The sequence below is a fragment of the Bradyrhizobium sp. S3.3.6 genome (assembly GCF_040546905.1).
Classification (GTDB): Bacteria; Pseudomonadota; Alphaproteobacteria; order Rhizobiales; family Xanthobacteraceae; genus Bradyrhizobium; species Bradyrhizobium cytisi.
On the sequence record NZ_JBEPOT010000001.1, the window covers coordinates 468,054 to 490,668 of the forward strand.

Sequence of the window (22,615 nt, forward strand, 5' to 3'; positions counted from 1 at the left end):
GTCTCGCCCACACTATTCCGCGGGCGAAGGGGCGATGCGAACCGCTCCCGATGATGACAAAGGCTATCTGAATCCCTCGGCCACACGCGCAACTTTTCCTCCTGATTTCAGCTTTTTGCTGACTTCTTTTTTGGATTGCGGCATCAGACCCCCAAGTGCCGCTTCGATGTTCCTTACCATCGCCAGCAGTCGCGGTCCAATGTCGTTGATCAAACGCTCTTCCGTGAAGCGGAATGCGGGCGCACCGCAATTGAATGCGTAGGGACCGGTTCCGTCGTTGAGCTTGAGCGCGACGCCGGCGGCGCCGATATCGTCGTGCCAGTCGCCGACGGACATCGCGAAGCCGTATTTCGCAACCGTCTCGCCTGAACGCTCCAGTCCGTCGCGCATCTTGGGCCAGCGGCTGCCGTAATGTTCGCGCAGAATGCGGGAGACTTCAGCGCGGCCTTCTTCGTCGAGTGCCCAGAAGTAGGCGCGGCCCATCGCACTGGTTGCAATCGGCACGCGGGAGCCGACGTCGAGTTGAACGCCGACCGTCTCGCTGCCGCGGCTCTGCCCGAAATAGATCATGCTGTGACGGTCGCGGCCGCCGACGGCGACGGCGCCGCCGGTCGCGCGCATCATTTCTTCGCGAAACGGTTCGGACAAATGCCGAACGCCGAGATTGGCGAGCGCCGCATAACCAAGCGACATCGCCGCCGGTGTGAGCTGGTACTTCTCGAAGCGGGGAACCGGCGCAAGATAACCGAGCTTCGTCAACGTATAGGTCAGGCGTGATACGGTCGGCTTGGGCAGATTGGTCCGCGCCGCGATCTCCTGGTTGCCGAGCAGGCCGTCATTGGGTTGGAATGCGCGCAATACATCCAGTCCGCGGGAAAGCGCGACGACGAAATTCCGATCGGTCGCGGTCTTCTTTGCTGTACGCTTCATCCCGGATCTGCTCTTGCGCGGAGTCGTTGACAAGCCACGTGCTTCAAAATAACCCTGCCGTCAAGATGCGGAATTAAATTCCGCACTGCGAAATCGAATAAAAGTAAATCCCCACCAAGGAGGGAAACCGTGAGCGAAGTGGTCAAGTTAGAGCGTCATGACGAAGTCGGGATCGTCACGGTCAACAGCCCTCCGGTCAATGCGCTGAGTGCCGCAGTCCGCGGTGGTATCCTGGAGTGCATCAAGGCCGCCATCGCCGATCCCGCGATCAAGGGCATCGTGCTGACCTGCGCCGGCCGCACCTTCATTGCCGGCGCCGACATCACCGAATTCGGCAAGCCGCCGAAGCCGCCAGGCCTCAACGAAGTGCTGGCCGAGATGGAGAATTCGCCGAAGCCGATCGTCGCCGCGATCCACGGCACCGCGCTCGGCGGCGGCCTCGAGGTCGCGTTGGCCTGTCATTTCCGCGTGGCTGTCAAAGAGGCAAAGCTCGGCCTGCCCGAGGTGAAGCTCGGCCTGCTGCCCGGTGCCGGCGGCACCCAGCGCCTGCCGCGCGCGGTCGGGCCGGAGCTCGCCGTCAAGATGATCGTCGGCGGCGATCCGATCGGTGCGGCGGAAGCGCTCAAGAATGGCCTGATCGAGGAGATCGTCGAAGGTCCGGCGTCCGGCGGCGAGGCCTTCGTCCGCAAGCTGCTGGCCGAGAAGCGTCCGCTACGCCGCCTGCGCGACGACGATTCCAAGATTGCGGCGGCCAAGGCCGACCGCTCGATCTTCACCAATGCGGTTGCCGCCATGACCAAGAAGTCGCGCGGCCTGGAAGCGCCGTTCGCGGCGGCCGACGCCGTCGGCTACGCCATCGACCTGCCGTTCGACGAAGGTTTGAAGAAGGAGCGCGAGGGCTTCCTCAAGCTCGTCGCCAGCGACCAGTCCAAGGCGCAGCGCTACGCCTTCTTCGCCGAGCGTGAAGCCAGCAAGATCGCGGGCGTCCCTGAAGGCACCAAGTCGCGCCCCGTTAACCGTGTCGCCATTCTCGGTGCCGGCACCATGGGCGGCGGCATCGCGATGTCTTTTGCCAATGCCGGCATCCCCGTCACCCTGATCGAGACCGGCGAGGAGCAGCTCAAGCGCGGCATGGGCATCATGCAGAAGAACTGGGAAGCGACCGCCGCACGCGGCGGCATCCCGGCGGATGCGCCGGCCAAGCGCATGGCGCTGATCAACGGCGTCGTCGGCATCGAGAATGTCGGCGATGCCGACCTCGTCATCGAAGCCGTGTTCGAGACCATGGCGGTGAAGCAGGAAGTGTTCGGCAAGCTCGACCAATACGTCAAGCAAGGCGCTGTGCTTGCCTCCAACACCTCGTACCTGAACATCGACGAGATCGCGAAGGCGACCAAGCGTCCGCAGGACGTGCTCGGCATGCACTTCTTCTCGCCGGCCAATGTCATGAAGCTGTGCGAGATCGTGCGCGCCGACAAGACCGCGCCGGATGCCCTCGTGACTGCGGTCACGATCGCCCGCAAAATTGCAAAAGTGCCGGCCGTGGTCGGCGTCTGCGACGGCTTTGTCGGCAACCGCATGCTGGCGCAGCGCGGCAAGCAATCCGAGAAGCTGTTGTTCGAAGGCGCGCTGCCGCAGCAAGTGGACGCCGTGGTGACGAAATTCGGCATGCCGATGGGCCCGTTCGCGATGGGCGATCTCGCCGGCCTCGACATCGGCTGGCGCTCGCGCAAGGACCGCGGCATCAAGTCGGAGATCGCGGACGCGCTGTGTGAGGCCGGCCGCTTCGGCCAGAAGACCGGCAAGGGCTATTACAAGTATGAAGCCGGCTCCCGCGCGCCGCTGCCCGATCCGGAGGTCGAGAAGCTGATCGACGAGACGCTGCTGCGTCTGGGGCGCAAGAAGCGCATCGTCAGCGACGACGAGATACTCGAGCGCATGATGTACCCGATGATCAACGAGGGCGCGAAGATCCTCGAAGAGGGCATTGCGGCGCGTCCCTCCGACATCGACGTGGTCTGGCTCTACGGCTATGGCTGGCCGATCTATCGCGGCGGCCCGATGTTCTGGGCCGACAGCGTCGGCCTCAAGCACATCGCCGACCGTCTCGCCTTCTACGCCAAGGAGACCAACGACCCGAGCCTCGAGCCCGCGCCGCTGCTGAAGAAGCTCGCGGCGGAGGGCAAAACGTTCGCCTCGCTCGCTGCGGCGTCAAAGGCGGCGTGATGGAGGCTACCTCCCCGCTCGTCATTCCGGGATGGCCCAAAGGGCCAGACCCGGAATCCATTTCACCCCTGATTTCGTGGCCTGATGGATTCCGGGCTCGCGACTTTGTCGCGCCCCGGAATGACGACTGATTGTGATGTAGAAAATGACCCATCCCGGCGAACAGTTTTACCCCGAGGGCGTGCATTGGGACGACTCCATCGTCCAGGGCACGCTGCCTGACCTGCTCTCGACGGCCGCGGCAAGTTACGGCCCGCGGACCGCGCTGGAATTTCGCGATCGTCCGATCAGCTATACCGAGCTTGCCGCCATGGCCGAGCGCGCGGCGGCTGCGTTCCTGCGCGCAGGCTGCGGCAGGAACAGCTCTGTTGCGCTGTTCCTCGGCAATACGCCGGATCATCCCGTCAATTTCTTCGGCGCACTGAAGGCAGGCGCCCGGGTCGCGCATCTGTCGCCGCTCGACGGCGAGATCGCGCTGACGCACAAGATCTCCGATTCCGGTTCGCGCCTGCTGGTCACCTCGAACCTGCAGGCTCTGTTGCCGACTGCGCTGAAATTTCTGGAGAAAGGGCTGATCGATCGCCTCGTCGTCTGTGAGGACGACAGCTGGGGCAAGGTCGGCACGCCGCAGGCGCCGATCCCGGATGATCCCCGCATCGTCACCTTCAAGGCGTTCGTCGAAGCCGCGCCGCTGCCGGCTCAATGGCCGACTGTGGCGGTCGATGACGTCGCGCTGCTGCAATATACCGGCGGCACCACCGGCCTGCCGAAGGGCGCCATGCTCACGCACGGCAATCTCTCCTCCGCGGTGTCGATCTACGACGTCTGGGGCAAGCCGGCACGCGCGGCGCGCGGCGACGTCGTCGAGCGCGTGATCTGTGTGCTGCCGCTGTTCCACATCTATGCGCTCACCGTCGTGCTGCTGTCCTCGCTCAGCCGCGGCAATTTGATCTCGCTGCACCAGCGTTTCGACGTCGAAGCCGTGATGCGCGACATCGAGGTCAAGCGCGCGACCTATTTCCCGGGCGTGCCGACGATGTGGATCGCGATCGCGGCACTTCCCGATCTCGACAAGCGTGACTTCTCCTCGCTCGCCGCGATCGGCTCCGGCGGCGCGCCGCTGCCGGTCGAGGTCGCGAGCTTCTTCGAGCGCAAGGTCGGCAAGAAGCTCAAGAGCGGCTGGGGCATGACCGAGACCTGCTCGCCCGGCACCGGCCACCCGCCTGTCGGTCCCGACAAGCCCGGATCGATCGGATTGATGCTGCCCGGCATCGAGCTCGACGTCGTCTCGCTGGAAGAGCCCACGAAAGTGCTGCCACCGGGCGAAGTCGGCGAGATCCGCATCAAGGGCCCGAACGTCACCGAGGGCTATTGGAACAAGCAGCAGGACTCCGCGGAGTATTTCTCCGACGGCCGTTTCCTCACCGGCGACATCGGCTATGTCGACACCGACGGCTATTTCTTCCTGGTCGACCGCAAGAAGGACATGATCATCTCCGGCGGCTTCAACGTCTATCCGCAGATGATCGAGCAGGCGATCTACACCGTATCGGGCGTGCACGAGGTGATCGTGCTCGGCATTCCCGATCCGTATCGCGGTGAGGCCGCAAAGGCCTTCATCAAGCTCAAGCCGGACGCAAAACCGTTCTCGCTCGACGAGCTGCGCGCGCAGCTCGCCGGCAAGGTCGGCAAGCACGAATTGCCGGCGGAGGTCGAGTTCGTCGACGATCTGCCGCGCACGCCGGTCGGAAAGCTGTCGCGCCACGAATTGCGCCAGCGGCAGAAATCAAGTCAAAAGCACGATATAAACCAGGAATAACGCTTCACAGGAGGATCCGATGGATCTCGCATTCACGAAGGAAGAGCAGGCGTTTCGCGAGGAAGTGCGGTCATTCTTCCGCGACAACGTGCCGCCGGACACGCGGCGCAAGCTGGTCGAGGGCCGCCACCTCTCGAAGGACGAGATGGTGACGTGGTGGCGCATCCTCAACAAGAAAGGCTGGGGCACCAGCCACTGGCCAACGCAGTATGGCGGCACCGGCTGGACAAGCGTGCAGCACTACATCTTCAACGAGGAGCTGCAGTCCTATCCGGCGCCGCAGCCGCTCGCCTTCGGCGTCAGCATGGTCGGCCCGGTGATCTACACCTTCGGCAACGAAGAGCAGAAGAAGAAGTATTTGCCGCGCATTGCCAATGTCGACGATTGGTGGTGCCAGGGCTTCTCCGAGCCAGGCTCAGGATCCGACCTCGCCTCGCTGAAGACCAAGGCCGAGCGCAAGGGCGACAAGTGGATCATCAACGGCCAGAAGACCTGGACGACGCTCGCCCAGCACGCCGACATGATATTCTGCCTCTGCCGCACCGACAACAATGCGAAGAAGCAGATGGGCATCTCCTTCATCGTGTTCCCGATGAAGTCGAAAGGCGTCACCGTGCGCCCGATCCAGACCATCGATGGCGGCGTCGAGGTCAACGAAGTCTTCTTCGATGACGTCGAGGTTCCCTACGAGAACCTGATCGGCGAGGAGAACAAGGGCTGGGATTACGCAAAATTCCTGCTCGGCAATGAGCGCACCGGAATCGCCCGGGTCGGCGTCTCCAAGGAGCGGCTGCGCCGCATCCGCGATCTCGCCGGCAAGGTCGAATCCGGCGGCAAGCCGATCATCCAGGACGCCGCGTTCCGCGAGAAGCTGGCGGCCTGCGAGATCGAGCTGAAGGCGCTCGAGCTGACCCAGCTCCGCGTCGTCGCCGACGAGGGCAAGCACGGCAAGGGCAAGCCCAATCCGGCATCGTCGGTGCTGAAGATCAAGGGCTCCGAGATCCAGCAGACCACGACCGAGCTCTTGATGGAAGTGATCGGCCCGTTCGCCGCGCCCTACGATGTGCACGGCGACGACGGCTCCAACGAAGCCATGGACTGGACCGCCCAGATCGCGCCGAGCTACTTCAACAACCGCAAGGTCTCGATCTACGGCGGCTCCAACGAGATTCAGCGCAACATCATCGCCAAGGCGGTGCTGGGGCTGTGATCGCGCACTATCACCACGCACTCACCGTCATGGCCGGGCTTGACCCGGCCATCCACGCCTAGCGGCACGAAAGAACGTGGATGCCCGGCACAAGGCCGGGCATGACGAAATCGATACCGGGAGAGCAAAGAACATGGATTTTGATTTGACCGAGGAGCAGCGGCTCCTGAAGGACAGCATCGACGGCCTGCTGACCGATTCCTACGATTTCGAGAGCCGCAAGAAGTACATGAAGGAGAAGGGCGGCTGGAGCAAAGCCGTCTGGGGCAAGCTCGCCGAGCAAGGTCTGCTTGGGTTGCCCTTCGCGGAGGCCGATGGCGGCTTCGGCGGCGGCGGCGTCGAGACCATGATCGTGATGGAAGCGCTCGGCAAGGCGCTGGTGCTCGAGCCGTATCTGGCGACCGTCGTGATCGGCGGCGGCTTCCTGCGCCATGCCGGCACCGATGCGCAGAAGGCCGCGCATGTGCCCGGGATCGTCGACGGAAGCAAGACGCTGGCGTTCGCCCAGCTCGAGAAGAACTCGCGCTACGATCTGTTCGACGTCGCCACGACGGCGAAGAAGAAAGGCGAGGCTTACGTCATCGACGGCGAAAAGTTCGTCGTGCTCAACGGCGAGAACGCCGACACCCTCATCGTCACCGCGCGGACCAAGGGCAACCGCCGCGATACGACCGGCATTGGCGTGTTCCTGGTGCCTGCGAATGCCAAGGGCGTGACCAAGAAGTCTTACCCCACGCAGGACGGCCTGCACGCCGCCGACATCACCTTCACCGGTGTGGAGGTCGGCGCAGACGCCGTGCTCGGCAACCCCGATGACTCGCTCGCCCTGATCGAGCGCGTGGTGGACGAGGCCCGCGTCGCGCTCTGTGCGGAAGCAGTCGGCCTGATGGACGAGTCGCTGAAGACCACCGTCGAGTACATCAAGACGCGAAAACAATTCGGCGTCGCGATCGGCTCGTTCCAGTCGCTGCAGCACCGCGCCTCCGACATGTTCGTCGCGGCCGAGCAGGCCCGTTCGATGTCGATGTTCGCGACCATGGCGGCCGATTTCGAGAACGCCAAAGAGCGCTCCAACGCGATTGCCGCGGCCAAGGTTCAGATCGGCAAGTCGCTGAAATTCGTCGGCCAGCAGTCGATCCAGCTCCACGGTGGCATCGGCATGACCATGGAGGCGAAGATCGGCCACTACTTCAAGCGCCTGACCATGATCGAGAACACTTTTGGCGACACCGACTACCACCAGCGCCGGGTCGCGGATGCGGGCGGGTTGGTCTGAGTGATCTAAACCACACGAAGACTGTCATGCCCCGGCTTGACCGGGGCCCAGTACGCTGCGGCAGCAGTTCGTTCACGCAACATCCGCCGCGGAGTACTGGATCGCCCGGTCAAGTGGCCGGGCGATCCAGTACTCCGAGACGGTTGTGATTGAACCGACAGGCCGCGGCGTACTGGATGCCCCGCCTTCGCGGGGCATGACAGCGTCAAGCGTCGCCTACTTCCCGAACTCCTCCCGCATCTTGGCCTGGATTTTGGCCATGCCGCCGATCCAGCGATCGTAATTCTCGGACTTCTTGCGCATGTAGCCGAGCACCTGGGGGTGCGGCAGGATCAGGAAGCTCTCCTGCTCGAGGCCGGCCAGCACGTCCTTGGCGACCTGCTCGGGCGTGAGGTCGCCGTCGCCGGATTGCGGGCCCTTCGGGATCGAGCGCAGCATGTTGGTGTCGACGCCCTGCGGACAGAGGATCGAGACCTTGATGTTGTGGGCTTTATGCGAGATCGCGAGATTCTCGGCAAAGCCCACCGCGGCATGCTTGGTGGTGGAATAGGCCGGGCTGCCGACCTGCGACAGCAGGCCCGCAGCCGAGACGGTGTTGAGGAAATAGCCGCCGCCGCGCGTCTTCATGCGGGGGATGAGATGCCGCGCCGCATAGACATGCGCCATCACGTGGATCGCCCAGCTGCGCTGCCACGGCTCGTCGGAGGCGCCGCCGGCATTGACCGACATCGGATCGAAGCCGCCGCCGATGCCGGCATTGGAGCAGAATAATTCGATCGGGCCGAACTGCCGCTCAGTTTCCTCGATGACGTGAGAAATGTCCCTTTCCTGCGCGACGTCGCATCTGAAGGCTGCGCCGTCCACCTTGGCGGCGACGGCGCGCGCGTTCGCAGCATCCATGTCCGCGACCACGACCTTGGCCGCACCCGCCTTGTGAAAGGCCTCGCACAGCGCCTTGCCGATGCCGTTCGCGCCGCCCGTGACGACCACGACCTTGCCGGTCACCTGCATGCGACGTCCCCTCTTTTCTTGATTGGTCTTTATCCCGCTTCGCGGAACTTGCTCAGCTCAACACGAGGTCGAGCACCGCGGTATAATGGCATGCCGCGCCGGCCAAGACAAAGCCGTGCCAGATCGCGTTCTGGAAGCGCAGCCGCCGCCAGGCATGGAAGATCACGCCGAGGCTATAGAGAATGCCGCCCGCCAGCACGAAACCCAGCGCCAGCGCGGGCAGCGCCCGGACCACGGGGCCGTAGAGCATCACGCCGCTCCAGCCCATGGCAAGATAGATGCCGATGGCGGCACGGTCGAACCGGCCGGGATAGCGCAGCTTCAGCACGATGCCGACGATCGCGACACACCAGACGCAGACCAGCAGCGCCAGCGCGAACACGCTGTCCTTCACTTCAAGGATGAACGGCGTGTAGGTCGCGGCGATCAGGAGATAGATCGCGGAATGGTCAAACCGCCGCAGCAGCCATTTCACCGGCGAGACCGGCCAGAGATTATAGCTCGCCGACAGCACCAGCATCGCGAGCAGGCCGGCGACATAGATCGAGACGCCGACGATGTCGGTCGCATCGGCGTAGACCACTGCCAGCACCACCAGCACCGTCGCGGCGATAATGCCGGAGAGCACGCCGATGGCATGGATGACACCGTCGGCGATCAGTTCGGCGCGATCGTAGTGCCAGCCGACCGCATCGGCCGCGGCATGGACGGAATGGGAGGCGAGCTGCTTCAGCTGGAAGACGGTCATGGCAATCCGCAAAGGCTTAAGACAATGTCTTCTTCTATGGGTGTTTCGGGACGTGTTTCGGGATCTGCGCGTCGTTCAATCGGCTGATTTGCCGACAAAGGCGGTGGAAGTATGAAGCTTGATTTTCCTCACGCAATTGCCACTTTGGTGAACGGCTTCACCGTTCCGCCCGCCTGGGATTAATCACGTTCATATGGCATTCAGTTTCCAGGATATGGTCGAAGAGGCGCGCCTGTCGGCGCGGGCGATAATCGACTATGGCGAGCACTTCTTCAACCCGACGGTGCGGCTTGGCGTCACCGGCCTGTCACGGGCCGGTAAGACCGTATTCATCACCGCGCTGATCCACGGACTGACGCGCGGCGGCCGGTTTCCGGTGTTCGAGGCCTATGCCTCGGGACGGATTGCGCGGGCGCATCTGGCGCCGCAGCCGGACGACGCCGTGCCGCGTTTTTCCTATGAAAGCCATCTGCGCGCACTGATCGAGGAACGGCGTTGGCCGAGCTCGACCGTCGATATCAGCGAGCTGCGTCTCGTCATCGACTATCAGCGCCCGAACGGCGCCGACCGCACCTTGACGCTCGACATCGTCGATTATCCCGGCGAATGGCTGCTCGACCTACCGCTGCTGCAGAAGAGTTTTGAGCAATGGTCGGCGGAAAGCCTGGCGCTGTCGCGCGAAGCACCGCGCGCGCATCTGGCCGCGGACTGGCACGCCCATCTTGCAACGCTCAAGCCCGACGCGCGCGAAGACGAGCAGGCGACACTCACCGCCGCAAAGCTCTTCACCAATTATCTGCGCGCCTGCCGCGACGAACGGTTTGCGATGAGCCTGTTGCCGCCCGGCCGCTTCCTGATGCCAGGCAGTCTCGCCGACACGCCGGCGCTGACTTTTGCGCCGCTCGAGGTGCCCGTCGGTGGCCAGGCTCCGGAGGGATCGCTGTGGGCGATGATGGTGCGCCGCTACGAGGCCTACAAGGACGTCGTGGTGCGGCCGTTCTTCAGGGATCATTTTGCCCGGCTCGATCGCCAGATCGTGCTGGCCGATGCGCTTTCTGCATTCAACTCGGGTCCCGAGGCGCTGCACGATCTCGAAGCGGCGCTCGCCGGCATTCTCGACTGCTTCAACATCGGCCGCAGCACGATCCTGTCCAGCCTGTTCCGGCCACGCATCGACCGCATCCTGTTCGCGGCGACGAAAGCAGACCATCTGCATCATTCCAGCCACGATCGGCTCGAGGCCGTGCTGCGCCGCGCGGTGACACCGGCGCTGTCGCGTGCGGAAAATACCGGCGCGCAAATCGATGTGGTGGCGCTCGCCGCCGTCCGCGCCACCCGGGAAGCCCAGGTCACCCGTGGCCGCGACAAATTGCCCTCGATCCTGGGAACGCCGGCCGCAGGCGAAAGCGCCAATGGCGAGTTCTTTGACGGCACCACGGAAGTCGCGACTTTTCCGGGCGATCTGCCGCTCGATCCCGAGCCGCTCTTCAACGGCACCGATGCGTTCCGTGGACTGTCAACGGAAGCCGCCGAGAAAAGCGATTTCCGCTTCCTGCGCTTCCGTCCGCCAAAGCTCGAACGCGAAGGGACGGAAGAGCCCGCACTGCCTCACATCCGTCTCGACCGTGCCTTGCAGTTCCTGATCGGAGACAAGCTCGCATGAACGACCGATCCCAGCCGCGGCGGCCGGCGACGTTCCGGCTCGACGATCCCGGCGTCGTCGTGACCGAAGCCGACGAGACGAGCCGTATCGGTCGCGCCACCATCCAGATCACGCCGGAGCCCGATCCAGCGACATTGCCGGTGCCGATCGAAACGGCGCTTCCGGCGCGACGCGGCTTTCCCTGGGGCGCGCTGTTCTGGTCCGGCGTCGCCGGGTTGACGCTGCTCGGCACCGGGCTCGGCATCGTCCGCCTGATCGAGGATCTGTTTGCGCGCAGCGAGAGCCTCGGCTTCGTTGGCCTGGCGCTCGCCTTCGTCACCACGCTTGCGCTCGCGGTGGTGATCGGGCGCGAGGCGTTTGGCCTCGCACGGCTTGCGACGATCGAAAAGCTGCATCGGCGCGCCGCCGAGGTGCTCGCCAGCGACGATCGCAAGGAGAGCCGCGTTATCGTGCAGGATCTGATCGCGATTGCGCACCAGAACCCGCGCCTTGCCCGCGCCCGTGCCGCACTCGAAAGTCATTCCGGCGAGATCATCGACGGCGCCGACATGATCCGGCTCGCCGAGCGCGAGCTGATGTCGCCGCTGGATGCGGAGGCACGGCGGCTGGTGTCGTCGGCGGCGCAGCGGGTATCGATCGTTACCGCCGTTTCGCCGCGCGCGCTGTTCGACGTGCTCTTCGTGCTCGTGGCCTCGCTGCGCCTGATCCGCCAGCTCGCCCGGCTCTATGGTGGCCGGCCCGGCGCGCTCGGCATGATCCGCCTGCTCCGCCACGTCATCGCCCATCTCGCCATCACCGGCGGCCTCGCCGCGAGCGACAGCCTGGTGCAGCAGATGCTCGGGCACGGGATTGCAGCAAAACTGTCGCAGCGGCTCGGTGAAGGCATGCTCAACGGGCTGCTGACGGCGCGGCTGGGATTGGCTGCTATCGACGTTACAAGACCGCTGCCGTTCGCCGCCCTGCCGCCGCCGAAGCTGTCGGATCTCGCGACGGATCTGCTACGAAGGAAAGAGGACGAGGCGTAGCTCGCAAGGCCAGCACGCGCCACTGAAACAGCGGCGAGTCCTTTGGCGGAGAGAGCTCCGGCGTCCATCCGGTGAGCTTGTCGATTGTGTAGGTGTCGATCAGGACACCGCGCCAGCGGCGTTCGATCTGCCCCAACGGCTCGCGCCTCGCGGGGATCGATTGCCAGAGAGGCGAATGATCGTCGGGCTGGCGGCCGATATAGATCCCCGTCTGCCCCCGGATCCGGTCCATGCCGGGATCGCGAAAACCCTGAAAGCGGCCGCGCTCGTTGATTTCGACCACGGGGACGCGGCCGCGGAACAGCCAGCGCATCATGGCATAGGTGCGGTAATCCGTGGTCGCGATCCAAGTCGCGCCGGTTTCATCCAGTGCGGCCTGTGCGCGCGCGGCGACCTGCTCGTAGCCGGCCTCGGCGCCGATCGGATCCATCTTGCCGATGAAATTCCAGGGCGCTGCGACGTAATAGAGGAATACGATCACGACGAAGGCGATCCCCGACACCAGCGCCGCCTTCGCCCAGAAGATGCTCGACCGGATCATCCACGCCGAACAGCCTTCTCTGGGCATCATCGCAAGATTCACCGCGGCGGCAGCGAAGCCGATCGGCCACATGAACATCGGCCAGGTGTCGCCGACCCTGAGCGTCAGCGATTTGAAGAAGAAATAGACGAACGGCACCAGCACCGCGGTCGACAGCAGGATCGCAACCGGCTCGCGCCTGCGATAGCCGCGCCAGGCCGTCATCGCGAGGCCCAACAGCACCACGGGCAACAAGACGAAACCGACGAGACCAAATTGCAGGCCGATATAATCGCCGATGGTGCGCAGCGAGATGCCGTAATTGGCGGTGGCGCGCACGCCCTGGAAACGGAACGAGGCCCAGTCGTGCTGCGCGTTCCAGATCAGCACCGGCGAGAACATTGCGATGGCGATCAGCACCGCGAGCCAGGGATAGGGGCTGCGCAGCCAGCGCCAGCGCCAATCCGGCACCAGCAGAAACGCGGCGACCGCAGGCGCGAACATGATCGCGGTGAATTTCGACAGCAGCGACAGGCCAGCGAACAGGCCGGCGGCGAGCCACCAGCGTCCATCCCCGCTCTGCGCCAGCCGCACCAGCGACCACGTCATCGCCACCGCAAACGGGATCATGACGACGTCGGGGGCGACCTTGGCCATCAGCAGTCCGTAATAAAGCGCGGCCTCCGGCATCAGCACCGCAACCACAATCGCGCGCACATCATGGGTGAGGCGGCGCACGATGTCGGCGAGCAGGCACTGCGTCACCAGCATCGCAACGATCCCGCCGAAGCGGACCCCGAGCACGGTGTCGCCGAAGATCGCGGTGCCAAAGCGGATCAGCCAGGCGACGCCGGGCGGATGATCGAGGAAGCTCAGCGCCGCCTCCTTCGACCAGGTCCAGTAATAGGCCTCGTCGGTGCGCAGCTCGATCGCGGAGGCATAGACGATGCGCAGCACCGTCATCGCGGCGATCACCAGCGCGGCCATGACGAGCGGCCGGCGCGACGCGCCGTCGGGCTTCACGGTGATGTCGGGAGCGATCGTCACGGCCGCGCTTTTCCCTGAGTTGGGAGGGGGAGTCAACGTGGGGGTGTTGCCGCCGATGTCCTGGCGAGAATCGTGGGGTGGGCAAAAGGCGCTCTGGCGCCGTGCCCACCATACCACCGTCACTCCCCGATGGTGGGCACGCTACGCTTTGCCCACACTACAATACTTACCGTTACGTAACCTTGCCGCGCATGTGATCGAAGGGGCCGTTCGCCTGCGGAATTTAACTCTCCGCTGGCTGTTCTCCTCAGTGAACTGGTACAACCGAATCATGGCCACGACCGCTCTTTCACGCTTGACCGAACTCGTCCGCTCGACCAGCGCGCGGCAGGTGCGGCTGGTCTGCGGCGTGATCCTGTTCGCTTACGTGGTCAGCCATTTCCTCAACCATGCACTCGGCAACATCTCCGTCGATGCCATGCAGATCGGGGTCTATTACCACACGTCGTTCTGGCAGTTCCTGCCCGTCGCAATCGTGTTCTATGGCGCAGCCCTGACCCATATGGGGCTCGGCGTCTATGCGATGTACCAGCGCCGCCAGTTCCGCTGGCGGACGATCGAGCCGCTGCAGCTCGTGCTGGGGCTGAGCATCCCGGCGCTGGTGATGGCGCATGTGATCGGCGTGCGGCTCGGCCAGACGCTGTACGGGCACGAGAAGCTGTATCCGCAGGAGCTCTATCTGTTCTTCGTCGCGGCGCCTGGCCGGCTCTGGACGATGACGATCCTGCTCATCGTCGCCTGGGTGCACGGCTGCATCGGCATCTATTTCTGGCTCCGGCTCAAGCCCTTCTTCATCCGCGCGGCGCCGTACCTGCTGGCGGCAGCCGTGCTGACCCCGACGCTGGCGCTGCTCGGCATCTACCAGGGTGGCCGCAGCGTCGCCGCCGAGAGCGAGGACGGCGAGTGGCGCACGCATAATTTCACGCAGCGCCAGGTCGGAACGGTCGCCGAGGCCGATACGCTCGATCGCATCACCGGCGGACTGACGATGGGCTACATCGGCCTGCTCGGACTGGTGCTGCTCGGGCGCGGTGTGCGCGGCTGGCGTGAGCGGCGCGGCGGCATGATCGCCTTGTCCTACGGCAACGGCAAGACCGTGCGCGTGCCCAAGGGCCTCTCCGTGCTGGAAGCCAGCCTGCGCCACAACGTGCCGCATGCCAGCGTCTGCGGCGGCCGCGCCCGCTGCTCGACCTGCCGCATCCGCATCATCGGTGACCACGGCACCTTGCCCGAGCCGTCGCAGCGCGAGGCCTTCGTGCTGGCCCGCGTAGGCACCGCCGATCCCTCGATCCGGCTTGCCTGCCAGCTGCGACCGAACTCAGACCTCTCCTTCTTCCAACTGTTCATGCCGCATATGCTGGCGGCCAGCGCGCATGCGTCCTCGCCTTCGAGAATTGGGCAGGAGCGCTATCTCGTCAGCCTGTTCGTGGACATGCGCGGCTCGACGCAGCTCGCCGAGAAGCGGCTGCCGTTCGACACCGTCTTCATCGTCAATCGCTTCCTCGGCGCCGTGTCGCAGGCCGTGATCGAGAATGGCGGCCAGCCCAACCAGTTCGTCGGCGACGGCATGCTGGCGCTGTTCGGCCTCACCAGCGATCCGCAGACCGCCTGCCGGCAGGCGCTGAAGGCGGTGGGCGCCATCGCGACCCATGTGGACGAGCTCAACGAGCTCCTGAGCCACGATCTGCGCCAGCCGATCCGCTTCGGCATCGGCGTCCACGGCGGCGAGGTCATCATCGGCGACATCGGCTACCGCGACCACATCGTCTTCACCGCGCTCGGCGACGCCGTGAACGTCGCTGCCCGTCTCCAGGACATGACCAAGACGCTGACCTGTGAGGCGATCGTCTCCGAAGAGGTCCGCCGCACCGCCGGTCTTCACGACGATGCGCTGCCGCAACAGGAGGTCGCGATCCGCGGCCGCGACGAGCCGATGCTGGTGCGCGTCATCACCGACACCAGGACATTGTCCGCCCTGATCGCCGGCGGCGAGCGCGTCGCGGCGTAACACCGGCTTGCTGCAGCGCAACGGCATGGGCTTGCTGCGAAAGCACGAATTGACTTCGCCCGAGTCGTTGCGACAGATGAGTACGGGATCGCGGTGATGACCGCCATCCAACGAAAAGCTCCGGGAGGAGACGACATGTTCGACCGACGCGACCTGCTCAAAGGAGCGGGCCTTGCTGCTATGACGGCCACACTGAATTCAACCAGAGCGCTGGCACTCGACACCGTTACGCTCCCCTTCGCCAATGGCGAACGGCCGCTGGTGAAATATCCGCAGAAGCGGCCGATGATCGGGCTGACCAGCCGGCCACCGCAACTCGAGACGCCGTTCGCGGTATTCAACGACGGCCCGATCACGCCAAACAACGCGTTCTTCGTGCGCTATCACCTCGCCGACCTCCCCTACAATCTCGATCCCGACACGTTCACGCTCGAGGTCAAGGGCAAGGTGGACAAGCCGCTCAAGCTGTCGCTGAAGGACATCAGGAAGATGAAGGCGACCGAGATCGTCGCCGTCAACCAGTGCTCCGGCAACAGCCGCGGCTTCTTGGAGCCGCGTGTCGCCGGCGGCCAGCTCGCCAATGGCGCGATGGGCAATGCGCGCTGGCGCGGCGTGCCGCTGAAGACGGTGCTGGAGATGGCGGGCGTGCAGGCCGGCGCCAAGCAGGTGGTGTTCGGCGGCATGGATGGCCCGGTCAGCGACAAGACGCCCGACTTCGCCAAGGCGCTCGACCTCGCTCACGCGGCCGACGGCGAGGTGATGCTGGCCTATGGCATGAACGGCGACGATTTGCCGTTCCTCAACGGCTTCCCGCTGCGCCTGGTCGTGCCCGGTTATTACGGCACCTACTGGGTCAAGCACCTCAACGAGATCACCGTCGTCGACACCGTCTATGACGGCTTCTGGATGAAGTCGGCCTATCGCATCCCGGACACGCCGAACAATTCGGTCGAGCCCGGCACCGCGCCGAAGGCGACGATCCCGATCAACCGCTTCACCATCCGCTCGTTCATCACCAACGTGACCGACGGCGCCAGGCTGAAGGCCGGACGCACAATGTTACGCGGCATCGCCTTCGACGGCGGCAAGGGCATCAAGGACGTCTCGGTCTCCACCGATGGCGGCAAGACCTGGACCGCCGCCAAGCTCGGCAAGGATCTCGGCAACTACTCATTCCGCGAATGGAAACTGCCGGTGAAGCTTGCCTCGGGCCAGGTCGAGCTGAGGGTGCGCGCGACCAGCAATTCCGGCGAGACGCAGCCGGAGACGCCGCGCTGGAACCCGGCGGGTTATTTGCGCAACGTCGTCGAAACCGTCCGCGTCAGCGTGGCCTGAGGAGAATGATCATGCAACGCACCGTTCTCCTCGCCATCACATTTGCCGTCGCCACTGCTGTGGGTTCGGCCCTCGCAGCGCCGGTCAACTACAAGACGCCGGATGAGGTCGCGGCCTTCAAGCCCGGCCCCAATCTCGAGGTGGTTCAGGGCAATTGCGCCGCCTGCCACTCGTCCGACTACATCGCCACGCAGCCGCCGATGAAGGACAAGAAAGGGTTCTGGCAGGCCGAGGTGACCAAGATGATCAAGGTCTATGGCGCGCCGATCGACGACGCCGACGTCGGCAAGATCGTGGACTATCTGGCCGCGACTTATTGACGGAGGTCGGGATGCGCCCGGAGAATTGACCGCGAAACGGGCAAAACCGGCAAAAACGCCGCGAAGTTGAGCGAATTTCCGCGAGATGCAGATGTGGTTTGATCTACCAAGCCCGCCACATTCCGCGTATCCTGTTAGGACCGAACCGGCCGGTTGGCGGGGACTGGCGGTTCGCGATCTCGGAGGAAGACCCGCGGAGAAGACGTGATGGCTAAAGGTACGGTCAAGTGGTTCAATCCGACGAAGGGTTATGGATTTATCCAGCCTGCGTCGGGCGGCAAGGATGTGTTCGTGCATATCTCGGCAGTGCAGAAAGCCGGTCTGTCCTCCCTCAACGAGGGCCAGACGGTTGAGTATGAAGAGATCGCAAACCGGGGCAAGACATCCGCAGAGAACCTCAAAGTATAAGCCCGCCAGCCTTTGCTGCCTTCCGGATCTGTCCGGGAGTCGGGCCAAGAAAATTTTAGAAAACGATCAGTGCATTCGACGACAGGCGTTGCGACTGCGCGCGGACACTATTTGCCCATAGAGATCGCCAATCAACGCCGCAGCAGTGACAATCGCGACCGCATTTCGTCAGCCGACCGGCAACGGTGCGTCGCGCTTGATCTCCTCCATCACCGCATAGGTGCGCGTCTCGCGCACCCCCGGCATCGACAGCAAGGTCTCGCCGAGGAAGCGCCGATACGCGGTCATGTCGGCCAGCCGCGCCTTCACTAGATAGTCGAAGCCTCCGGCAACCATGTGACACTCCAGCACTTCAGGCGCGAGTTTCACCGCGCGCGCAAAGCGCTCGAAATTGTCTGGCGTAGTCTTGTCGAGCAGCACCTCGACGAACACCAAAAGGCCGAGGCCAAGCCGGTGTGGATTGAGCCGCGCCCCATAGCCCTCGACAAAGCCCTCGCGCTGCAGGCGCTTCAGCCGCTCGCCGATCGAGGTCGGCGACAGCCCGATGCGCTCGGCCAGCTCGACATTGGCGATTCGTCCATCCTCCTGCAGAATAGAGAGAATCTTCCGGTCGATTCGGTCCAGTTCCATATTTTGTACGGCCAATATGCCAGTGACCTTCATTTCCTAAGGCAAAATGGCTATCTTGTCTATCGAACCACGGTCATGCGGGCTTTATCCTGAATTTCAGCCACAGGACACGCCATGCCGAACATCCCGCCTCCTTTCTCCGCCCCCTATGCGCCCGACGACGCCGACATCGCCGCACGGCTCTTTCCATCGGCGCATCTGGGCCCACCGCAAGAGGCGCGGATCGACCGCACCGCGACCCGGCTGATCGAGGCGATCCGCAAGCGCGACGACCGGCTCGGCGGGGTCGAGGACATGCTGCGCGAGTTCGCACTCTCGACCAAGGAAGGCTTGGCGCTGATGGTGCTGGCGGAGGCGCTGCTGCGCGTGCCCGACGCACGCACCGCCGACCAGTTCATCGAGGACAAACTCGGCGAGGGTGATTTCATCCATCACGAGACCAAGTCCACGGCGTTCCTGGTCAACGCCTCCGCCTGGGCGCTCGGCCTCTCCGCGCGCGTGATCCAGCCCGGCGAGACACCGGACGGCACCATCGGCCGTCTGGTGAAGCGGCTGGGCGCGCCGGCCGTGCGCACCGCCACGCGTCAGGCGATGCGGCTGATGGGCAATCATTTTGTGCTAGGGGAGACGATCGAGCAGGCGCTGGAGCGGGGCCGGCCGCGCTCAGGCCAAAAGCCGCGCTACTCCTTCGACATGCTCGGCGAAGGCGCGCGGACGGCTGCCGACGCCAAGCGCTATTTCGACGCCTATTCGAGTGCGATCGAAACCATCGGCAAGGCGGCAGGCGACCATCCCCTGCCCGACCGGCCCGGCATCTCCGTGAAGCTCTCGGCGCTGCATCCGCGCTTCGAGGCGATCAGCCGCGCGCGCGTGATGGCCGAGCTGGTGCCGCAACTGCTGGATCTGGCTCGGCGCGCCAAGGCGTACGATCTCAACTTCACAGTCGATGCCGAGGAAGCGGACCGGCTTGAGCTATCGCTCGACGTGATCGCGGCAACGCTCGCCGATCCCTCGCTCAAGGGCTGGGACGGGTTCGGGCTTGCGATCCAGGCTTATCAGAAGCGCGCCAGCGCGGTGATCGACTACATCCACGAGCTTGCGCGGGCGCACGACCGCAAGCTGATGGTGCGCCTGGTCAAGGGCGCCTATTGGGACACCGAGATCAAGCGCGCGCAGGAGCGCGGGCTCGACGGCTATCCGGTGTTCACCCGCAAGGCGATGACGGATCTGAATTACGTCGCCTGCGCCTCGAAGCTTCTAAACCTGCGGCCACGCATCTTCCCGCAATTTGCGACCCACAACGCGCTCAGTGTCGCAACCGTGCTGGAGCTCGCCGGCGACGCTGGCGGCTTCGAATTCCAGCGCCTGCACGGCATGGGCGAAGCGCTCTACGAGCAGCTCGCCAAGGATCACCCCGATATCGCCTACCGCACCTATGCGCCGGTCGGCAGCCATCGCGACCTGCTCGCCTATCTGGTGCGGCGGCTGCTCGAGAACGGCGCCAACTCCTCCTTCGTGGCGCAGGCGGCCGACTACCGCGTCCCCGTCCCGGCGCTGCTGAAGCGTCCGGTCGATCTCATCGTCCGGCCTGATCACGCGCATCATGCCAAAATCCCGCTGCCGGGCGATCTGTTCGCGCCGGAACGGCATAATTCGGGCGGCATCGAATTCGGCGAGCGCGCGGCGCTCGACCGGCTGCTCACCGACGTCAAGGCCGCAACGACCGAGCTCGAGCCGGTCACGGACGCAACACCCGAGCAGGCGGGCGCGGCGATCGCCGCGGCCCGCGCGGGCTTTGTGGCCTGGAGCCGGACGCCGGCGGCCACGCGCGCCGCGGCGCTGGAGCAGGCCGCGCATCTGCTGGAGAGCCGCAGCGCGCACTTCATCGCGGCTCTTCAACGCGAAGGCGGCAAGACGCTCGACGACGCGCTCTCCGAGCTGCGCGAGGCCGCCGATTTCTGCCGCTACTATGCCGCACAGGGCCGAAAGCTGTTCGGCAGCGAGGTCGCGATGCCGGGCCCGACCGGCGAGAGCAATTCGCTCACCATGCGCGGCCGCGGCGTGTTTGTCGCGATCTCGCCGTGGAATTTTCCGCTGGCGATATTCCTGGGCCAGGTCGCCGCGGCGCTGATGGCCGGCAACAGCGTCGTTGCAAAACCCGCCGAGCAGACGCCGCGCATCGCGGTTGAGGCCGTCGCCCTGCTGCACGAGGCCGGCATCCCGAAAAGCGCGCTGCATCTCGTCACCGGCGACGGCCGCATCGGCGCCGCGCTGACCGCGCATCCTGACATTGCAGGTGTCGTCTTCACCGGCTCGACCGAGGTCGCGCGTCACATCAACCGGACGCTTGCCGCCAAGGACGGCCCGATCGTGCCGCTCATCGCGGAGACGGGCGGCATCAACGCGATGATCGCGGACGCGACCGCGCTGCCTGAGCAGGTCGCCGACGACGTCGTCACTTCGGCGTTCCGCTCCGCGGGCCAGCGCTGCTCGGCGCTGCGGCTCTTGTTCGTGCAGGAGGACGTCGCCGACCGCATGATCGAGATGATCGCGGGCGCGGCGCGCGAATTGAAGATCGGCGATCCCGCCGACATCGCGACCCATGTCGGCCCGGTCATCGACGGCGAGGCCAAGCAGCGCCTCGAGGCGCACATCGCGCGGATGAAGACGGAGGCGCGGATGCACTATGCAGGCGCAGCTCCAGAGGGCTGCTTCGTCGCGCCGCATATCTTCGAGCTCAAGGACGCCGGCCAGCTCACCGAGGAGGTGTTCGGCCCGGTCCTGCATGTCGCGCGCTACCGCGCCGAGACCCTCGAACGTGTGCTGCAAGCGATCGCGCGCACCGGCTATGGCCTGACGCTCGGCGTTCATTCCCGCATCGACGATACGGTCGAGGCCATCATCGACCGTGTCCAGGTCGGCAACATCTACGTCAACCGCAACATGATCGGCGCCGTGGTCGGCGTGCAGCCGTTCGGCGGCAACGGCCTGTCCGGAACCGGCCCCAAGGCCGGCGGCCCGCATTATCTCGCGCGCTTCGCCACCGAGCAGACCGTGACCATCAACACCGCGGCGGCCGGTGGCAATGCCGCGCTGCTTGCGGGCGAGGAGTGAGGCCTTGCGCCCGGCGCCGTTGCATCCCGGCAAAACATCGGTCTAATGGCTCCCATGACGTGCCCGCGCCAATTCCAGCCAGCGGGAAACAACAAGAGCGAGGGAGCAACGCCGCGATGGAGAAAGGCATTTTTGCAGGTCTCAAGGTTCTGGACTGCGCGAGCTTCATCGCAGCGCCCGCGGCTGCGACCGTGCTGTCCGATTTCGGCGCCGACGTCATCAAGATCGAGCCGCCCGGCGCCGGCGACCCCTACCGCAATCTGCCGAACCTGCCCGGCTATCCCACCGGCGAGCACAATTTCGCCTGGCTGCTGGAGGCGCGCAACAAGAAGAGCCTCGCGCTCGACCTCTCCAAGCCCGAAGCCCAGGCCGTGCTCTACAAGCTGGTCGAGGAGGCCGACGTCTTCATCACCAACATGCCGCCACCGGTGCGCGGCAGGCTCGGCATCACCTATGACCACCTCGCCCATCTCAACGCCCGGCTGATCTATGCCTCCTTCACCGGCTATGGCGAGAAGGGCGAGGAAGCCAACAAGCCCGGCTTCGACAGCAACGCCTATTGGGCGCGCTCCGGCCTGATGGACCTCGTCCGCGCCGACACCAACACCACGCCGGCGCGCTCGGTCGCCGGCATGGGCGACCATCCCTGCGCCATGGCGTTGTACAGCGCGATCGTCACCGCGCTCTATCAGCGCGAGAAGACCGGCAAGGGCTCGCATGTCGCATCGAACCTGATGGCGAACGGGGTGTGGGCGGCGGGCGTGCTGGCGCAGGCAAAACTTTGCGGCGCCAAGTTCGGCGAACGGCGGCCGCGTGAACGCGCGCCGAATGCGGTGGGCAACCACTACCAGTGCAAGGACGGCCGCTGGCTGATCCTGTCGCTGCTCAGCGAGGAGAAGCAGTGGCCGACGCTCGCCAAGTGCCTCGGGCGCGAGGACCTGATCGCCGATCCCCGCTTCGCCACCAAGCCCGACCGTCACGCCCGCTCGATCGAGCTGATCAGGATTTTTGACGAGACGTTTGCCACCAGGGACCTCGCCGAATGGCGCAAGATCCTCGACGGCAACGGGCTGGTGTTCGGCATCGTCGGCATTCTGGACGACATCCCGAACGACAAGCAGATGCTCGACAACGAGGTGCTGGTGCCGTTCGAGAACGACACCATGCTCACCATCTCCAGCCCGATCTGGATCGACGGCACCAGGAAGGTGCAGCCGCGCAAGCCGCCCGGCGTCGGCGAGCACAGTGACGAGATTTTGCGTGGCGCGGGATACGACGAAGCCGCGATCAAGCAACTGCGGGGATCAGGGGCAGTCGGTTAGGGT

At 64.9% G+C, this 22,615-nt stretch carries 17 protein-coding genes; 12 read left to right on the top strand and 5 right to left on the bottom strand.

Annotated features, from left to right (window positions below; genetic code table 11):
• Positions 1-63: 63 nt before the first annotated feature.
• A complete protein-coding gene (locus tag ABID59_RS02200; RefSeq protein ID WP_148755734.1) occupies positions 64-930 on the bottom strand; it encodes an IclR family transcriptional regulator in 867 nt (288 codons plus the stop codon).
• A gap of 129 nt (positions 931-1,059) precedes the next feature.
• On the opposite strand from ABID59_RS02200, the gene ABID59_RS02205 reads away from it, so the two are divergent.
• From ABID59_RS02205 to pimD, 4 genes are all read left to right on the top strand, one after another.
• Entirely contained in the window at positions 1,060-3,156 is a 2,097-nt protein-coding gene (locus ABID59_RS02205) for a 3-hydroxyacyl-CoA dehydrogenase NAD-binding domain-containing protein (protein ID WP_354082301.1), read from the top strand.
• 145 nt (positions 3,157-3,301) lie between these two features.
• Positions 3,302-4,975: a dicarboxylate--CoA ligase PimA gene (gene pimA / locus ABID59_RS02210; protein WP_354082302.1), complete on the top strand. Its 1,674-nt coding sequence runs from the start codon at positions 3,302-3,304 to the stop codon at positions 4,973-4,975.
• Between the two features lie 19 nt (positions 4,976-4,994).
• Positions 4,995-6,185: a pimeloyl-CoA dehydrogenase large subunit gene (pimC, locus tag ABID59_RS02215; RefSeq protein ID WP_148755737.1), complete on the top strand. Its 1,191-nt coding sequence runs from the start codon at positions 4,995-4,997 to the stop codon at positions 6,183-6,185.
• A gap of 133 nt (positions 6,186-6,318) precedes the next feature.
• Complete coding sequence (gene pimD, locus ABID59_RS02220) at positions 6,319-7,461, top strand: pimeloyl-CoA dehydrogenase small subunit (RefSeq protein WP_354082303.1); 1,143 nt, start codon at positions 6,319-6,321, stop codon at positions 7,459-7,461.
• A 216-nt stretch (positions 7,462-7,677) separates the two neighbouring features.
• On the opposite strand, the gene ABID59_RS02225 is transcribed toward pimD, so the two are convergent.
• Both ABID59_RS02225 and trhA read right to left on the bottom strand, forming a co-directional pair.
• A complete protein-coding gene (locus tag ABID59_RS02225) occupies positions 7,678-8,472 on the bottom strand; it encodes an SDR family oxidoreductase (RefSeq protein WP_354082304.1) in 795 nt (264 codons plus the stop codon).
• Positions 8,473-8,524: 52 nt separating this feature from the next.
• Positions 8,525-9,220: a PAQR family membrane homeostasis protein TrhA gene (gene trhA / locus ABID59_RS02230; protein ID WP_354082305.1), complete on the bottom strand. Its 696-nt coding sequence runs from the start codon at positions 9,218-9,220 to the stop codon at positions 8,525-8,527.
• Positions 9,221-9,413: 193 nt separating this feature from the next.
• Here trhA and ABID59_RS02235 point away from each other — a divergent pair, with 193 nt between their 5' ends.
• Positions 9,414-10,883, top strand: coding sequence for a YcjX family GTP-binding protein (locus tag ABID59_RS02235; RefSeq protein ID WP_354082306.1), 1,470 nt, complete (start codon positions 9,414-9,416; stop codon positions 10,881-10,883).
• Entirely contained in the window at positions 10,880-11,908 is a 1,029-nt protein-coding gene (locus ABID59_RS02240) for a YcjF family protein (RefSeq protein WP_354035621.1), read from the top strand. The genes ABID59_RS02235 and ABID59_RS02240 overlap by 4 nt, the downstream gene beginning before the upstream one ends.
• Here ABID59_RS02240 and ABID59_RS02245 read toward each other — a convergent pair.
• Entirely contained in the window at positions 11,817-13,415 is a 1,599-nt protein-coding gene (locus ABID59_RS02245; RefSeq protein WP_354082572.1) for a glycosyltransferase family 39 protein, read from the bottom strand. The genes ABID59_RS02240 and ABID59_RS02245 overlap by 92 nt on opposite strands.
• A 331-nt stretch (positions 13,416-13,746) precedes the next feature.
• Here ABID59_RS02245 and ABID59_RS02250 point away from each other — a divergent pair, with 331 nt between their 5' ends.
• From ABID59_RS02250 to ABID59_RS02265, 4 genes are all read left to right on the top strand, one after another.
• Entirely contained in the window at positions 13,747-15,483 is a 1,737-nt protein-coding gene (locus ABID59_RS02250) for an adenylate/guanylate cyclase domain-containing protein (RefSeq protein ID WP_354082307.1), read from the top strand.
• A 135-nt stretch (positions 15,484-15,618) separates the two neighbouring features.
• Complete coding sequence (gene sorA, locus ABID59_RS02255) at positions 15,619-16,818, top strand: SorA family sulfite dehydrogenase catalytic subunit (RefSeq protein ID WP_354082308.1); 1,200 nt, start codon at positions 15,619-15,621, stop codon at positions 16,816-16,818.
• Positions 16,819-16,829: 11 nt separating this feature from the next.
• On the top strand, positions 16,830-17,138 hold the full coding sequence (gene sorB, locus ABID59_RS02260) for a SorB family sulfite dehydrogenase c-type cytochrome subunit (RefSeq protein WP_354082309.1): 309 nt from the start codon (positions 16,830-16,832) through the stop codon (positions 17,136-17,138).
• A 207-nt stretch (positions 17,139-17,345) separates the two neighbouring features.
• Complete coding sequence (locus ABID59_RS02265; protein WP_008134691.1) at positions 17,346-17,546, top strand: cold-shock protein; 201 nt, start codon at positions 17,346-17,348, stop codon at positions 17,544-17,546.
• 168 nt (positions 17,547-17,714) lie between these two features.
• Here ABID59_RS02265 and ABID59_RS02270 read toward each other — a convergent pair whose 3' ends face one another.
• A complete protein-coding gene (locus ABID59_RS02270; protein ID WP_018643717.1) occupies positions 17,715-18,176 on the bottom strand; it encodes an Lrp/AsnC ligand binding domain-containing protein in 462 nt (153 codons plus the stop codon).
• Positions 18,177-18,290: 114 nt separating this feature from the next.
• Between ABID59_RS02270 and putA the strand changes: the two genes are divergently transcribed.
• Positions 18,291-21,290: a bifunctional proline dehydrogenase/L-glutamate gamma-semialdehyde dehydrogenase PutA gene (putA, locus tag ABID59_RS02275; protein WP_354082310.1), complete on the top strand. Its 3,000-nt coding sequence runs from the start codon at positions 18,291-18,293 to the stop codon at positions 21,288-21,290.
• A 116-nt stretch (positions 21,291-21,406) separates the two neighbouring features.
• Entirely contained in the window at positions 21,407-22,612 is a 1,206-nt protein-coding gene (locus tag ABID59_RS02280; RefSeq protein WP_354082311.1) for a CaiB/BaiF CoA transferase family protein, read from the top strand.
• Positions 22,613-22,615 lie beyond the last annotated feature (3 nt).